The 14,571-nt window shown below is 55.1% G+C and carries 11 protein-coding genes and 1 tRNA gene; 4 read left to right on the top strand and 8 right to left on the bottom strand.

What is annotated here, in order from left to right:
* Positions 1-40 precede the first annotated feature (40 nt).
* The gene (gene pflB, locus QM016_RS01340) at positions 41-2,227 is read right to left on the bottom strand and encodes a formate C-acetyltransferase (protein ID WP_282709894.1); all 2,187 of its coding nucleotides are present in this window, start codon (positions 2,225-2,227) and stop codon (positions 41-43) included.
* A gap of 432 nt (positions 2,228-2,659) precedes the next feature.
* Between pflB and QM016_RS01335 the strand changes: the two genes are divergently transcribed.
* Positions 2,660-3,250, top strand: a complete 591-nt coding sequence (locus QM016_RS01335; protein ID WP_282709893.1) for a 5-formyltetrahydrofolate cyclo-ligase — start codon at positions 2,660-2,662, stop codon at positions 3,248-3,250.
* 92 nt (positions 3,251-3,342) lie between these two features.
* Here QM016_RS01335 and QM016_RS01330 read toward each other — a convergent pair whose 3' ends face one another.
* From QM016_RS01330 to aroF, 7 genes are all read right to left on the bottom strand, one after another.
* On the bottom strand, positions 3,343-4,224 hold the full coding sequence (locus QM016_RS01330) for a type II 3-dehydroquinate dehydratase (protein ID WP_282709892.1): 882 nt from the start codon (positions 4,222-4,224) through the stop codon (positions 3,343-3,345).
* Between the two features lie 266 nt (positions 4,225-4,490).
* A complete protein-coding gene (locus QM016_RS01325; RefSeq protein ID WP_282709890.1) occupies positions 4,491-5,840 on the bottom strand; it encodes a shikimate kinase in 1,350 nt (449 codons plus the stop codon).
* Positions 5,833-6,126: a chorismate mutase gene (locus tag QM016_RS01320; protein ID WP_282709889.1), complete on the bottom strand. Its 294-nt coding sequence runs from the start codon at positions 6,124-6,126 to the stop codon at positions 5,833-5,835. The genes QM016_RS01325 and QM016_RS01320 overlap by 8 nt, the downstream gene beginning before the upstream one ends.
* 6 nt (positions 6,127-6,132) lie before the next feature.
* Entirely contained in the window at positions 6,133-7,272 is a 1,140-nt protein-coding gene (gene aroC / locus QM016_RS01315) for a chorismate synthase (RefSeq protein ID WP_282709888.1), read from the bottom strand.
* A gap of 12 nt (positions 7,273-7,284) precedes the next feature.
* The gene (gene aroA / locus QM016_RS01310; protein ID WP_282709887.1) at positions 7,285-8,598 is read right to left on the bottom strand and encodes a 3-phosphoshikimate 1-carboxyvinyltransferase; all 1,314 of its coding nucleotides are present in this window, start codon (positions 8,596-8,598) and stop codon (positions 7,285-7,287) included.
* Positions 8,592-9,725: a 3-dehydroquinate synthase gene (gene aroB / locus QM016_RS01305; RefSeq protein ID WP_282709886.1), complete on the bottom strand. Its 1,134-nt coding sequence runs from the start codon at positions 9,723-9,725 to the stop codon at positions 8,592-8,594. Before aroB ends, aroA begins: the two co-directional genes overlap by 7 nt.
* Complete coding sequence (aroF, locus tag QM016_RS01300) at positions 9,718-10,620, bottom strand: 3-deoxy-7-phosphoheptulonate synthase (RefSeq protein ID WP_282709884.1); 903 nt, start codon at positions 10,618-10,620, stop codon at positions 9,718-9,720. Before aroF ends, aroB begins: the two co-directional genes overlap by 8 nt.
* Positions 10,621-10,714: 94 nt before the next feature.
* On the opposite strand from aroF, the gene QM016_RS01295 reads away from it, so the two are divergent.
* The 3 genes from QM016_RS01295 to QM016_RS01285 all read left to right on the top strand — a co-directional run bounded on the left by QM016_RS01295 (position 10,715) and on the right by QM016_RS01285 (position 14,505).
* A tRNA-Arg gene (locus QM016_RS01295) sits at positions 10,715-10,791 on the top strand.
* Between the two features lie 95 nt (positions 10,792-10,886).
* Entirely contained in the window at positions 10,887-13,316 is a 2,430-nt protein-coding gene (locus QM016_RS01290) for an HAD-IC family P-type ATPase (RefSeq protein ID WP_282709883.1), read from the top strand.
* A gap of 34 nt (positions 13,317-13,350) precedes the next feature.
* Positions 13,351-14,505 (top strand): zinc ribbon domain-containing protein, encoded by a 1,155-nt coding sequence (locus QM016_RS01285; RefSeq protein ID WP_282709882.1) that lies wholly within the window; start codon positions 13,351-13,353, stop codon positions 14,503-14,505.
* Positions 14,506-14,571: the final 66 nt, after the last annotated feature.

Below are 14,571 nucleotides of genomic sequence, written 5' to 3'. Positions count from 1 at the left end.
TTAGATATGCGGCGAGAAGCGCGCGCTTCTCGCCAGGTTGTTATGAACGGTCCTCAGCGCCTTCGGGAGCGGAAGCATCCGCTTCGCAGGCGCAATCAACGGTATTTTCAATGGCGACGGACGAGAGGTCAAGATCGGAGAAGTCGATCCCTGTGCCCTCAAGATTGAGCTCATCCTCGTGGAAGAGGATGTCGTTGCCCTTGCCAAGCGCGTTCGGGATGATGGAGAACGTGTTGGAGATGCCGTCCTGCGCGTCGCCGAAGGGCAGCTTTGCCACGGAGGCAAGCGAGGCCACAGCGCCATGCGTATCTCGGCGATGCATGGGGTTGGCACCGGGTGCGAATGGAGCGCCGGCACGACGGCCGTCAGGGGTATTGCCGGTCGCCTTGCCGTAGACCACGTTTGAGGTGATGGTCAAAATCGAGGTGGTGGGCACGGAATCGCGGTAGGTACCGGTCTCGCGCACGAACTTCATGAAGACCTCGACGATGTCGTGGGCGATGCTGTCCACGCGGTCGTCATCGTTGCCGTACTTGGGGAAGTCGCCCTCGATCTCATAGTCAACGACCAGTCCGTCATCATTCCTGATGGCCTTGACCTTGGCGTATTTGATAGCGGAGAGCGAATCGGCGACGACGGAAAGGCCTGCGATACCGGTGGCGAACCAGCGGTGCACGTGCTCATCGTGAAGCGCCATCTGGATGCGCTCATAGCTGTACTTATCGTGCATGTAGTGGATGGCGTTCAGGGTATTGACGTAGACGCCTGCGAGCCAGTTCATCATGTCCAGATACTTGTCCATGACGTCATCAAAGCCGAGGTAGTCTCCTTCGACCGGGCAGAACTTAGGGCCGATCTGCTCGCCGCTCTTCTCGTCACGGCCGCCGTTGATGGCGTAGAGCAGGCATTTTGCGAGATTGGCGCGGGCGCCGAAGAACTGCATCTCTTTACCGATGCGCATGGAGCTCACGCAGCAGGCGATGGCGTAGTCGTCGCCGTGGTAGACGCGCATGAGGTCGTCGTTCTCGTACTGGATGGAGCTGGTGGTGATGGAGATCTTGGCGCAGTAGCGCTTGAAGTTCTCAGGCAGGCGGACCGACCAGAGCACGGTGAGGTTTGGCTCGGGGCTGGTGCCCATGTTCTCAAGGGTATGAAGCCAGCGGAAGGCGGACTTGGTGACCTGCGAGCGGCCGTCTACGCCCATGCCACCGATGGACTCAGTGACCCACTGAGGATCGCCTGAGAAAAGCTCGTTGTACTCGGGAGTACGCGCAAACTTCACCATGCGCAGCTTCATGACCAAATGGTCAACGAATTCCTGGATCTCGGACTCGGTGAAGGTACCCTCGGCGAGGTCACGCTCAGCATAGATATCGAGGAAGGTAGTATTGCGACCGATAGACATCGCAGCGCCGTTTTGCTCTTTAACCGAGGCAAGGTAGCCCATGTAGAGCCACTGAACCGCTTCCTGGAAGTTGCGAGCAGGACGTCCAAGCTCCAAGCCGTAAATCTCGCCGAGTTTCTTCAGCTCGCCGAGGGCGCGAGCCTGCTCGGCAAGTTCTTCGCGGTGGCGGATGGTCTTCTCGTCCATGGTCTTATGTGTACCGGCTTTTTCAGCCTTCTTCTCCTCAATGAGGGCGTCGACGCCATAGAGCGCTACGCGACGGTAGTCACCGATGATGCGACCGCGACCGTAGGCGTCGGGAAGACCGGTGATGATGTGGGAGTGGCGACAAGCGCGCATCTCATCTGTGTAGACGTCAAAGACGCCGGCGTTATGGGTCTTGCGGCGGTTGGTATAGAAGTCAACAATCTCAGGATCGACCTCGTAACCGTAGGCCTTGCAGGCAGCTACGGCCATGCGGATACCGCCGTCGACCATAAGAGCGCGCTTCAGCGGTTTATCCGTCTGAAGACCAACAATCTTCTCGAGTGATTGATCGATGTAGCCGGCCTTGTGTGAGGTGATAGTGGAGACCACTTTGGTATCCATATCAATGACCCCGCCGTTGGCTGTCTCCTGAGCAAAGAGATTCATAACGTCAGTCCAAAGCTTGGTGGTAGCCTCGGTGGGACCTGCCAAAAATGACTCGTCACCCTCGTAGGGGGTATAGTTTTTCTGGATGAAATCGCGGACATCAATAGCGTGGTTCCAGTTACCGTGGGTAAAGCCGCGCCACGCGATAGATTGGTCTTCTGTGAGGACAACTTCTGCGCCTACTTGCATAACACACTCCTCTTTTGCAGCTCCGATGACGGGCGCTGCCTAGGGCCGGAGACGCATGGGTGGGAACTCCTCTTTCCTACCGCCTCCAGCAATTACTACAACGTTCGTTTTTCAGACCACTGGGTAGGTGTGTGCGGTAACTGCTTCGGTGCGTTTGAGTGCAGCGGAGAAGCGATTAGCGAAACACTTGGTCGGCTTTTAACTTTACCCCATATAGTGTGTGATGCAAGTGCATTCTTACCACATTTTGGGTTTTTTCGAGCGTGCTTACAGAGGATGGATTGGTACGAAATTGCAGGAGATAAAGCGGTTGCGAGGATTGATTGTAGGCATTTGGTTTTTTGCAATCTGTGCGAAGAGTGCGGGAAGAAGCCAAAGCTAAAAGTGATACGCTATAGCCACTAAGCGCTATTGCAAACAAAGGTTGGTGACATGGGCAGCACATGTGGAACAGATGCGGGAAAGACTGCGCTCCGTAAAGGACAGCAGATTGTTCGCGATGCCGCGCCTGAGCGTGTCCGCGCTACATTGGACGCGCGCATCCTGGCCAATCTGCAGGCAGCTCCCGACTATCAAGACGCTGACCTTGTGCTTACCTATGTTTCTATAGGCTCGGAAGTTGATACGCGAGCTGTTATTGAGGACGCTTTTTGTGAGAGTAAGCGTGTTGCCGTTCCTCGCCGCACTGCCGAGAAGGGCCTTGAGTTTGTAGAGATTTCCTCTTTGGAAGAGCTCCATACCACCTCGTTCGGCATTCTCGAACCTGACGCTTCAGTGTCAGCGCTGCAGGCATCGGAGCTCGTGGGCTCAATTTGCTTGGTGCCGGGTCTTATCTTTGACGGAGAAGGTAACCGCATCGGCTACGGCGCTGGTTACTACGACCGTTTTTTGGCATTTTATCCCGGGCAGAAGATAGCGCTTGCTCGTACGCGTCAGCTGAGCTGCAATGAGCTTCCGCATGAAAGTCATGACATTGCCGTTGATATGGTCGTGACCGATCAGCGCGTCTGGCATTGTCGATAGCCTGGCGCTGCAAGTAGCAGCCGTTCCGCGTGCCTCTGTCCCACGCGCCTCTTCAGGCAGCGCTAGTTCCGCGCCTCTTCGGACAAATTGATTCAGCAGGTTTCCTTGACGCGCTCGGCAAGGATAGCGATGCCCTCCCGATAGCTGTCAAATCCTTTGCCGCAGCATAGCGCAATGCAAGCATCGCGCAGATAAGAAACGCGACGATATTCTTCTCGCTCGGTAATGTCGGTGAGGTGAACTTCCACCATGGGAATCTGTACCGCTTTCGCGGCGTCAAGCAAGGCGATTGACGTATGAGTATACGCGGCGGGATTGATGAGGATGGCGTCATAGGCACCAAGCGCATCTTGAATAGCGCTGATTAAATCTCCCTCGTAGTTTGACTGATAGCAAACGCAGTCGACAAAGCCTTGAGCCGTTGCTTCCTCTTTGCAGATTCTAATGAGCGCGCGATAGTCCTGTTTTCCGTAGAGTTCCGGCTCGCGAATGCCCAGCATATTGATGTTTGGCCCGTTAATTACCAGAAGGCGTGGTCCAATTTCTTCTTGCTCCGGCTCCTCGGCTACCTCGGAATCGACGTTAAAGGTGCCGGTATGGGACAGATCATCGGCGGACAGATCGGCGTCGCGCAAAAGAGAAATGAGCTGTTCGACGTCATTCTCGTCATCTGAGAGAGGGGATAAGGATGCATCTGGCGTGATTTTCGCTGAGAGATTGGCGTGGTTGCAGCAGACGTCTAGGGAAGCATTAACCTGGCTGGCTACGTTAGGTCCAAAGACGACTTCGATACCGTTGGCGCCGCGGCCAACGATGCCAAGCACGCCCTGCAGGCCCGCGAGCTTCTCATGGTCGATGAGCGCGGGATTGTTGACGGTCAGACGCAGGCGCGTCATGCAGACTTCATTGTCGACAAGATTGTCAGAGCCTCCGACAGCAAAAAGAACGTTTTCTGCAACTTGTTGAGTATTCATCGTGTACCCTTTCTGAGATGGACCCCAACAAATCCATCGTGCCTGCATCGAATACGGAATTTTTTGCGAGAGACCTCCCACGTCCACAGAGTATACGGCGAGAAGAACTCGAAACGCCCGTATCCTTTTGCGGTTCGGTGGACGGAACAATATATGAGGTGAAAGGCTTGAAGCTATCCGCAAGCGGCGGGCTGTCTGAAGATGGTGAGTCAGAGAGAAGAGCTACAGAAAAAGGTTTATAGAGAAAAGATCTACAGAGAGAAGATCTACAGAGAGAAGAGTGTTTTGAGCGCCGCGGCGTCTGTCGCCGGAGAACCCGTACAGGCAAAGAGCGTGTCGGCCCAGCTGAGATAGAGCGGCATGCGTACTCGCGCAATGGACTCAAGTCCCTGAGCTGCGGTAAGAGGTCGGTTTTTTGTGTCCAGTGTGTGAATCGGACGGTCGAGAAACACCAGGTGACCGTTTTGCTTGAGCGCCTCGTAATTGACGCTTGTAACCACAGTACCGCCGCCGCAGGCGATGATGTGGCCTGAGCCAAGGCCAGCTGCTTTGACCGCGGCTGATTCAGCGGCGCGAAAGGCCTCTTCGCCGGATTCGCGTATGATCTGTGTTGGCGTTTTTCCTGTTGAGGCTTGAACAGCGGCGTCGATGTCAACAAAGGGACGCCCACATAGCCGTGCGAGTTGTTGTCCCGCGCTTGTTTTGCCGACTCCGGGCATGCCGATAAGTACGATGTTTTGCAGGTGCTGTACGAGCCTTTGCTCGATTGCCTCAATCGTTATAGAATCGGCGGCCGTCATGAAATCGACAGGAAAAAGAGAAGAGGACACCGGCTCACCCGTAAGAAAAAGCCTGCTTGCCGCGCAGGCCTGGGCAACCAACATACCAAGACCGTTTTCAGCGGGAATACCACGCTTCAGAGTCGCAAGTAGCAAAGCGCTTCTGAGCGGGTTATAGATTACGTCGATGACGCCTTCAAGTTGTGTAAAACCGTCAAGCGTCTGCGGCGCCAGCGGACTTTTCGGACAGTTGGGATACATGCCTACAGGCGTGCAGTTGACAATTAAGGCAGCGTCGCTGTGGTCTTTGATTCGGTCGTACGGTATCCAGAGAGAACAAAGGTTGTGATGGAAGCTCTCTTCTGTGCGGCTGACGCCGATACTATGTGCACCTAGGGATTGAAGCGCGTAGCAGACCGCCCGCCCGGCGCCTCCCTGAGCGCCAAGCACCAGCACTTTTTTGCCACTGATATACGCGCACGCTGAGAGATTGTTCTGACGTTGTGAAAAGCGTTCCAGCAGCCAGAGAAAGCCCGCCGCATCGGTGTTGTCCGCGTAGATTGAGCCATCTCGCTTGAGCCTAATAAGGGTGTTTGCGGCTCCAATCGCCCGTGCGGCGTCGCTTGCTGTGTCCGCGGCGAGAAGTGCTTGTCGCTTGTAGGGGATGGTTACATTGAGACCGCTCCAAGTGTCGCGCGCGAGTATGTTCGCTACATCTTGAGGAGCCGCTTCTATGAGCTCATAGGGTGCCGACCCGAGCATGCGATGAATCTGCGGAGACCAGCTGTGGCCGAGCTTTTGTCCAAGAAGTCCGTACGTGATAGAAGACTCAGGCATCGGGCGTTTTCTCCTGAGACTTTGCAGTACCCATGAGTACGCGCATCAAAGAGGCTGTTGGCGCTTTGAGATGTTCGGGAACAGAAGCCTCTGCGAGATCTAATTTCTGCTGTTCGCGGTCATGGTCGACTATAGGAAGCCCTCGCGTGCGTTTATACAGGCCTATTTCCGTAGCAACGGCGGCGCGTCTGACAAACAGATCCAAGATCTGAGCGTCAATGACGTCAATTTGGGCGCGCAGTTCATTGAGGCTGGTGAGGTTGTGCGGATAGGAGACATCTGTCATAGCTGCTTACTCCTCATAGGGATTACGCTTTGGCTCTGCCGGATAGGAAAGCAGGGCGTCAAGAAGTACCAGAGCGGTCATTCCTTCCACAACGGGAACGGCTCGCAAAGCAACGCAAGTATCGTGACGACCGTGTACCTGCAGAGTTATTTCTTCGTTGCTTGTATAATCTACTGATTGTTGAGGCAAAGAGATGCTCGGCACAGGCTTAAAAGCGCAAGAGAACAAGAGCGGCGCGCCGGTGGATATGCCGCCAAGGATGCCGCCTGCGTTGTTTGTTGCGGGCTGAGGCTGACCGTTGCGTATCTCATAAGAATCATTGTTGAAGCTGCCCCGTGCCTCAGACACCCGAAAGCCCAGGCCAAACTCTATACCTTTGACCGCGGGAATGCTAAAAATTGCCTGAGAGATGCGACTTTCAAGTCCGTCAAATAACGGCGAGCCCACTCCTGCCGGAAAGCCCGTCGCAACACATTCGACAAGACCGCCTGTGGTATCACCTTCAGCGCGAATCTCCATAAGAGCAGCGGTGAGCTTCTCGCCAGCTTCTTGGTTGATGGTGGAAATGATGCGGCCGTCATGAAGGGCTGCAATCTGATGTTCAAGGTGAACTTGAGCTTGAGAGTTGTTACTGAACGCGTCAAAGGGCTCATCGGCGATGCCGGCGGCTGATTGTACATGAGCGGCAATCTGAATGCCCTGGTGCTCAAGCGCCTGAAGCGCTATACCGCCGGCGAGGCAAAGCGGAGCGGTGAGGCGCCCCGAAAACTGACCGCCTCCATAAGCGTCCTGCCGTCCGTGCCATTTTTTCCAGGCGCTAAAGTCCGCATGACCCGGGCGAAAAACGCTGTTTGTTCGGTCATAGTCAGAGGAACGCGCATCGGAGTTTTCAATGAGAAGGGCAATTGGAGCGCCGCGGGTGACACTTTTTGAGGTAAGTCCCGAGAGCACGCGAAAGGAATCGGATTCGAGGCGGGGAGTGTCCCACGGCATGCGTCCGGGCGCGCGTCGGGCGGAGAAAGTTGCGAGGGCGTCTTGATCAATCGTAAGGCCTGAAGGGAGTCCATCGATGACGCAGCCGATTGCCTCTGAATGAGATTGGCCAAAGACGGTAACGGTAAGCGTGGTTCCAAATGACGAAGGCATAATCTGTCCTGTCTATGCGAGCCCATCGCTCAGCTCGACAATGCCGCCGAGAGAGCGAAAATCCTCAAAGAAGGTAGGGTAGGATTTTGCCACCGCTTCCGCGTTGGTAATGGTAGTCGGACCATCGGCGTAGGCTGCGGCGATGGCTGCCATCATCACGATGCGATGGTCAGAAGATCCGCTCACCTCTCCGCCGTCAAGGCCTTCCATACCTTCGACGTGCAAAGCGCCATCTTGTACGGACGCCTGTCCACCAAGCGCGTTGAGGGCGTTGGCTATTGTTGCAAGACGGTCAGACTCCTTGAGGCAGAGCCTTTCCGCGTGGGTAAAGACGGTTGAGCCGCGCGCGAAAGCTGCAGCTACTGCGAGTGGCGGCACTAGATCAGGCGTATCCGACACGTTAAGCTGAATAGACCGCAGGTGATCGAAGCTTGCGGCCGCGTTATTGCCGTGCCGGGACACGCGCGCTCCTATAAGCGAAAGGGCTGCAAGTATAGCTCTGTCACCTTGCGCACTCTGCATAGCAAGGTTTGTGACCTCGATGCCGTTACCGAGGGCTCCTGCGGTAAGCCAAAAGGCGGCGTTGGACCAGTCACCCTCAATCTCAAGTTGACCTGGAGTCTTGTAGCTGACGTTGCCTGACACGTAGAACCGTGCGTACTCTTTGCCAGCTTCAACCAGATATGTTGTTTCGACACCAACGCCAAAATCAGCCAGCGTCTTAATAGTCAGGTCCACATAAGGGGCTGATTCGACGGGCGTGGCGACAAATACCTCGAGGCCCTGCTCCATAAGGGGAGCGGCCATAAGAAGCCCGCTGACAAATTGTGATGAAATATTGCCCGGCAACACAAAACGTCCGCCTGAAAGACGGCCCGAAAGAGCAAGGGGATAGGCGCCTTCAGTAGAAAGGCGAACTCCGTGCTCTGTGAGCTGGCCATAGAGCGGCGCGAGCGGGCGCTGCACGAGCGTTCCTTCAGCGTGGAATTCAACTTTGCGCCCCAAGGCTCCTGTCACAGGAAGCAGAAAACGGAGCGTTGAGCCTGACTCACCGCAGGGCAGATCGATTTTCTTAAGCTGAAAGAACGTGTGCTTGGGCTGTTTGATGGGGGATACACGGTAGCCTCTGACGGTTCTGGTAAAGTGAGCACCCAAAGCTTCCAGGCAGGCGATAGTTGCGTCAATATCTTTTGACGAAGCGTTGCAGTCGATGTCCGTGACGGTGTCGGCGCAGGCCGCGCAGATGAAGACGCGATGAGCCTCAGACTTTGAAGCTACCGCGCTGATGGTTCCAAAAAGTTCATGAGGGGTGATTGTCGCTAACACGCTGTTCCTCCTGTGCCACATCCGTACTCGATAATAGTACGCATTTCATCCTGTGAAAGCGAAACGATATCTGCAGAACCGATTTTTGTCGGGATGGCGACATTGATGGAAGATCCACGTCGTTTCTTATCGCGCCAGACGTAGTCCATGAGGGTTTCTCGCGTAAAGGTCGTGTCGACAGGCAATCCGAAACGAGAGACAAGCGTTTCTATCCGTTTGGCGTCTTGAGCGCTGGCAAGATGCACATGAGGATCTGATGCTCCGCGCATGAGGCAGCAAAGACCCGCCGCAACGCACGCGCCATGGCTCAGCGTACAGTCGCTTGCAGCTTCAATCGCATGGCCGATTGTATGGCCAAGGTTGAGCATGTGCCGCCTGCCTGCATCTGTTTCATCGGCAGCGACAAAAGCGCGCTTGATACGGATGTTTGCGGCGATGAGTTTGACAAGCGTCTGCGCATCGGGGGTCAAGAGGCTCGTCTTGTCAGCCGGTCCTGTCTCCAAAAGCGAAAAGAGCGCCGCGTCCGCAAGTACCGCATGCTTGATTATTTCTGCACAGCCGCTTTGAAATTCTTTTGAAGGAAGCGTTTTCAGAGTTGCGACATCGATAAGGACGCTGTCCGGTTGAAAAAACGCTCCCGCAAGATTTTTGCCGGCCGGCAGGTCGATGGCGCATTTTCCGCCGACTGACGCGTCGACCATCGCAAGGAGCGTGGTTGGTATGTGCACGACATGGCAGCCGCGAAGATAGGTGGCGGCGGCAAATCCGGCAAGGTCGCACACGACACCTCCGCCGAGCGCGATTATGCAGTCGTGTCTTGTCAGACCATGACGGGCGCATTCGTCCCACAGATGTGAGAGGCAAGAAACGCTCTTGGAATGCTCTCCGGCAGGAATGACGGTGTATGACATCGCTGCAAATCCAGCGGTGCCAAGCGAGCTCAGGAGCTTCTCGCCATAGAGCGGCCAGACATTGGTATCGCTTACAAGATGCAGACGCGTCTCTGCGGGAAACAACGATCTGAGCTTTTTGCCCGCGTCTTCAATCAAGCCGGCGCCAACGACCACTTCATATGATGCGGAAGGGGTGCGGACGTCAAGGCAGATGGTGTTGGAAGCTCTATCCACAAAGCGCCTCCCTGATGGAGCGAACGCGCTGCATAAGCTGAGAAAACTCTGCGGGCGTAAGCGCCTGTTCACCATCGGACAAAGCATGAGGAGGATCAGCGTGGACCTCGATTTCCAGACCGTCGGCGCCTGCGGCAACGGCGGCGCAGGCGAGGTCTGCGACGTAGGCGGCAGTTCCGGCGGCATGGCTTGGATCGGCGATAATCGGCAGGTGGGAATCGTGTTTGACCACGGGAATCGCGCTGACATCAAAGGTGTAGCGCGTGGAGTCTTCAAATGTCCTGATGCCCCGCTCACAGACGAGAACCTTGCGGTTTCCCTCACGCATGATGTATTCGGCGGCAAGCAGAAGCTCTTCGATGGTGCTGCCCATCCCGCGCTTGAGCAGCACGGGAGTTTGCGTTTTACCGACAGCTTTCAGAAGCGAGAAGTTCTGCGCGTTGCGGGCGCCAATCTGAATGACATGAATGCCAAGCTCAAGGTATGTGTCGAGAAGCGCCTCCTGGGTAAGTTCGACCACTACGGGTATATGTTCTTGGTGTGAGGCTTCCATCAGCAGTTCAAGCGCGCGCGTGCCCAGACCCTGAAAGTCATAGGGGCTCGTGCGTGGCTTAAAAGCGCCTCCGCGCAGCATGGTTGCTCCAGCAAGACGCACATCATGGGCAAGCGAGAGGAGACTTTCTCCCTCAACCGAGCATGGTCCTGCTATGACGGCAAAGTTTCCGCCTCCGATTTTGACCCCGTATCCGACGTCAATGCAGGTATCTGCCGGATGTGATTCTCGGCTTGTCAAAATGGCGCGCATGCATGCCTCTTTCAAACTATGAGTGCTTGGTGTCCGAACGCGGCTCTCGGTGCTAGGACGTAGTTGTCGGTGTTCGGGCGCGGAAATCACGGGACGCTTTGAGTCTATAACATGACCGATATCTTCCTTCTCTGAATTTTAAACTTGAATTTGCCTATGCTTGCTCGTTATACTTACCAACTATGGCCCCGTAGCTCAGTGGATGAGAGCGTTTGCCTCCGGAGCAAAAGGTCGTGGGTTCGAGCCCCACCGGGGTCACCAGGTATAACGTGACGGTATGCTGCCCTGTTTGCACCGGCGAATACATCGTCTTGTGGCATGTGTACGCTTGAGATATGTGTCAGTTGTGGAGAACTATGAGAGACTCTTCAGGCGTGCGGGAGACGTCTGCGCTGCGAGGATTGAGTTCGGCGGAGGTAGCCGAACGTGTTGCCGACGGCCGCGTCAATGCCAATACGGACGTAACGACAAAGTCCATTTCTTCCATCATCAAAGATAACGCTCTGACGCTTTTTAACATCGTCAACATCGCGATGGCTGTCCTGGTGCTTTTTACCGGAGAGCTGCGTAATGTGCTGTTTATGGCGGTCGTCGGGGCTAACCTGCTTATTGGCGTGATCCAGGAGATCCGTGCGAAGCGTATGGTGGACCGTCTTACCATCCTGACAGCCAAAAACGTGACGGTTATTCGCGACGGTACGGACATGGAGGTTTTGCCTTCAGCGCTGGTCGTCGATGATCTGATCCGTCTTCGCACGGGAGATCAGGTGCCCGCGGACTGCGAAGTCGTCCAAGGATCCGTAACCGCTGACGAGAGCCTTCTGACCGGCGAAAGCGAGCCTGTCGAGAAGAGCGTCGGAAGTGAATTGCTGAGCGGAAGCTTCATTGACCTGGGCAGTTTGGTGGGCCGTGTTACGCGCGTTGGTCAGGACGGCTACGCCGCCCGCATCAATGCTGAGGCGAAGTACGTCAAGCCGGTTAATTCAGAGATAAAGGCGACGATCAATTCGATTATTCGCGCAGGTACTTTCGCGCTTATTCCTTTGGGAATCGGTCTGTTTTTGCGCAGCTATTTTCACGCGCCGTCCGACCTCAACGCCGCGATTCTTTCTTCGGTCGCGGCGGTCATTGGCATGATTCCGCAGGGATTGGTGTTGCTGACATCGTCTGTTTTAGCTATTGCAACGGCGCGTCTTGCTGTCAAAAACGTGCTGGTCCAGCAGACGTATTGTGTGGAGACGCTTGCTCGCGTCGATACGCTTTGTCTTGATAAGACAGGCACCATCACTACAGGAGAGATGGAAGTCGCGCATGTGGTGGCCGACAGCCTGGATATAGAAGCGGATACGTCAGAGGTAATCGGCGCCCTTGCGGCCATTGTCTGTGCCAATGAGCACGATGCAAACGATACGGCTCGTGCCATTCTTTCGTATCTCAAAAAAGAATCAATCGAGCCTCCGCGTACTTCTCGCGCCATTCCCTTTACGTCGGCTCGAAAGTACTCCGGATGTGTCACCGAAGCGGGAGTCGCCTATGTGATGGGAGCCGCTCAGTTTGTAGTCGGCGCGGGTGTTGCCGAGCGTGCGCTTGCATCGGAAATCTTTGGAGAACTTGAACGCGTACTGGTAATTTGCAGGGTTGAGGGCTTTGACGACAATGACGCCCTGCAAGGTGAGGTAAAGCTTCTCGGCTTTGTAGGTATTCGAGACCAGATTAGAAGCACCGCTCCTGAAACGATTCGCTATTTTCTTGATCAAGGTGTTGACCTGCGTGTTATTTCAGGAGACGATCCGCGTACCGTTGCGGCTATCGCCGCGCGTGCAGGAATTCCTGGGGCAAAACACTGGGTTGACGCGACAACGCTTGCAGACGAGAGTGATATTGCCAAAGCTTCAAAAACATGCCGCGTTTTTGGCCGTGTGACGCCTCAACAAAAGCGTCTTTTGGTGCAGGCGCTCCAGGCGCAGGGCCACACAGTTGCTATGACCGGAGATGGCGTGAATGACATTTTGGCACTCCGTGAGGCGGATTGTTCAGTTTCGATGGCCTCAGGATCTGCCGCAGCGCGCAATGTCTCCGAGATCGTGTTGGCAGACAATGACTTTGCCCATATGCCCGAAGTTGTTGCTGAGGGGCGGCGCTCCATCAACAACCTCCAGCGCTCAGCGGCGCTCTTTCTGGTTAAGACCGTGTATACTGCGGCTCTGGCGCTTTTTTGCATCATCATGCCGCCGTATCCCTTCATTCCTATTCAGATGTCGTTGCTCTCTTTCGCGACGGTTGGACTCCCATCGTTTGTGCTGGCCCTTGAGGTCAATCACGAGCGCATTACCGGCAACTTCCTGGCAAATGTTCTGGAGCGCTCGTTGCCGGCGTCAGCAGCCATTACCGTATCGTTGGCGTTGATTTTGACGAGCGGCCGCCTGCTTCATCTGAGCGTCGCGGAGATGTCCACCATCTGCTTAGTGGTGACGGGAATCATTGGAATCGCTCTCATACGGCGTATCTCTTTGCCGCTTAACGCGCTTCGCAGGGCGCTCCTCGCGTCTGTCGTTCTTATCGTCACGCTTGGATGCACACTCTTCAGATCCTTCTTTAGGATATCGGCCATATCAAGTGATATGTGTATCCTTCTTGTACCTGCGCTGTTTGTGTCAATTGTAATTTTTAACAGGCTCTACGTTTTTCTTCATGATCACAGCAAGGAGAGCCGGGTCTTTTCGGCATTCGTCCGCGTTTTTAGTGAGGGCGACAATGAGCGCTCGCAAGGCTCGCGTGAAGAGTAAGATGGCTGCAGGACATTAAGGAAGGGATATACGCATGCGCTGTCAAAGATGTGGAGCGATTGTTCCTGAGGGAACGCCTACATGCCCGCATTGTCATGCGGATCTTGGCGTGACGCAGCGTATTCCTGTGGCTGACGCGCATTGGTGCCCCCACTGCGGAGCTCTTGTGGAGAAAAGCATGTCAGTCTGTCCGAAGTGCGGCGTGCCTCTTCCCAGGCATGCCAAAAGAGGCGTTTCTGCGACGCCAATCAGGCCTGTTCGAGATATCAGACTTCCCGAAATTGGGGAAGAATCCGCGTCTCGTCAGCGTAGGTCCGCGGCAACACTCAATTCTGATGTGCCCAGTGACGAGCAAACCGCCGCGCCTTCAGGTGCCGCCGCGCAAGACGCGCAAGACGCGCACTCTGCCGGCACAGGCACAATCGATTCGGATTCCACCGCGGTGTTCACACTCGATGAGCGCCGACCCGCACCCCGCTTTGAAAGCGCAATCCCTTCCGAGCCCGTCCACGACGAGGAGACTAGTCGCGCGGAAGGCATGCCCCGTATGCGCGTGGTTGTGGTGACGGCATTGCTAGCCTTGGTTTTTATGGGTGGATTGGTGCTTTATATCACGCATCCCTGGAATCCTACGGCCAACGATGAGCGCGCCACTCAAGGCATTGATCTTTCAAAGCAAGGCTTTCCGGGAACCGTTGAGAAACTCAAAGGCCAGGACGAAGACGAATCCAATACGCCTTCAACCAATGGGGATCCTTCGTTTCAGGCGATGGAGGCGGACTACGAGAAGCTTGCCGATCTTGAAAAGCGTCTGAACGATAATGAAACGTCATTTGACACCATCGCTATCAGCGGGTCGCAAGAAGAGCGTGAAGCGGCGGCTGAGGACGCTAAACAGATTGCCCTTGAAATCAGCAATGTCGTTTCGGACCTCTCTAACCTTGATGATGCCGATGGAGCCTACCGAACACAGCTTGACAATCTTTCCACGTTGGGAAATTGGCTGCGAAACCGCTCTGACGCGCTGAGTGAAGGCTGGAGTCGCTCGCTTGACTCCAAGAATCCGTCTGCCGAAAAAGAGCATATTTTAGACCCCGTTGACAGCATGCGCGATTCTTCGGGCAAAAGCGAATACCAGCAGCTTTTTGAAAAGAACTACGACGCGTGGAAGCCTACGAAGAAGCAGTAGGAGCTACCGTTTGTCTGCTGAAACTATGAAAACTGCGTGTTACTGCTAAAATTACAGAGTTATACG

It is taken from the genome of Lancefieldella sp. Marseille-Q7238 (assembly GCF_949152215.1).
Classification (GTDB): domain Bacteria; phylum Actinomycetota; class Coriobacteriia; order Coriobacteriales; family Atopobiaceae; genus Lancefieldella.
This window is presented reverse-complemented; position numbering and strand designations above follow the sequence as displayed.

Excerpts from the sequence above, each read along its gene's own strand:
- QM016_RS01290 (WP_282709883.1), top strand. The coding sequence starts at position 10,887 with ATGAGAGACTCTTCAGGCGTGCGGGAGACGTCTGCGCTGCGAGGATTG.
- pflB (WP_282709894.1), bottom strand. The coding sequence starts at position 2,227 with ATGCAAGTAGGCGCAGAAGTTGTCCTCACAGAAGACCAATCTATCGCG.
- QM016_RS01285 (WP_282709882.1), top strand. The coding sequence starts at position 13,351 with ATGCGCTGTCAAAGATGTGGAGCGATTGTTCCTGAGGGAACGCCTACA.
- QM016_RS01325 (WP_282709890.1), bottom strand. The coding sequence starts at position 5,840 with ATGCCTGAGTCTTCTATCACGTACGGACTTCTTGGACAAAAGCTCGGC.
- QM016_RS01320 (WP_282709889.1), bottom strand. The coding sequence starts at position 6,126 with ATGACAGATGTCTCCTATCCGCACAACCTCACCAGCCTCAATGAACTG.
- aroC (WP_282709888.1), bottom strand. The coding sequence starts at position 7,272 with ATGCCTTCGTCATTTGGAACCACGCTTACCGTTACCGTCTTTGGCCAA.
- QM016_RS01330 (WP_282709892.1), bottom strand. The coding sequence starts at position 4,224 with ATGAATACTCAACAAGTTGCAGAAAACGTTCTTTTTGCTGTCGGAGGC.
- QM016_RS01335 (WP_282709893.1), top strand. The coding sequence starts at position 2,660 with ATGGGCAGCACATGTGGAACAGATGCGGGAAAGACTGCGCTCCGTAAA.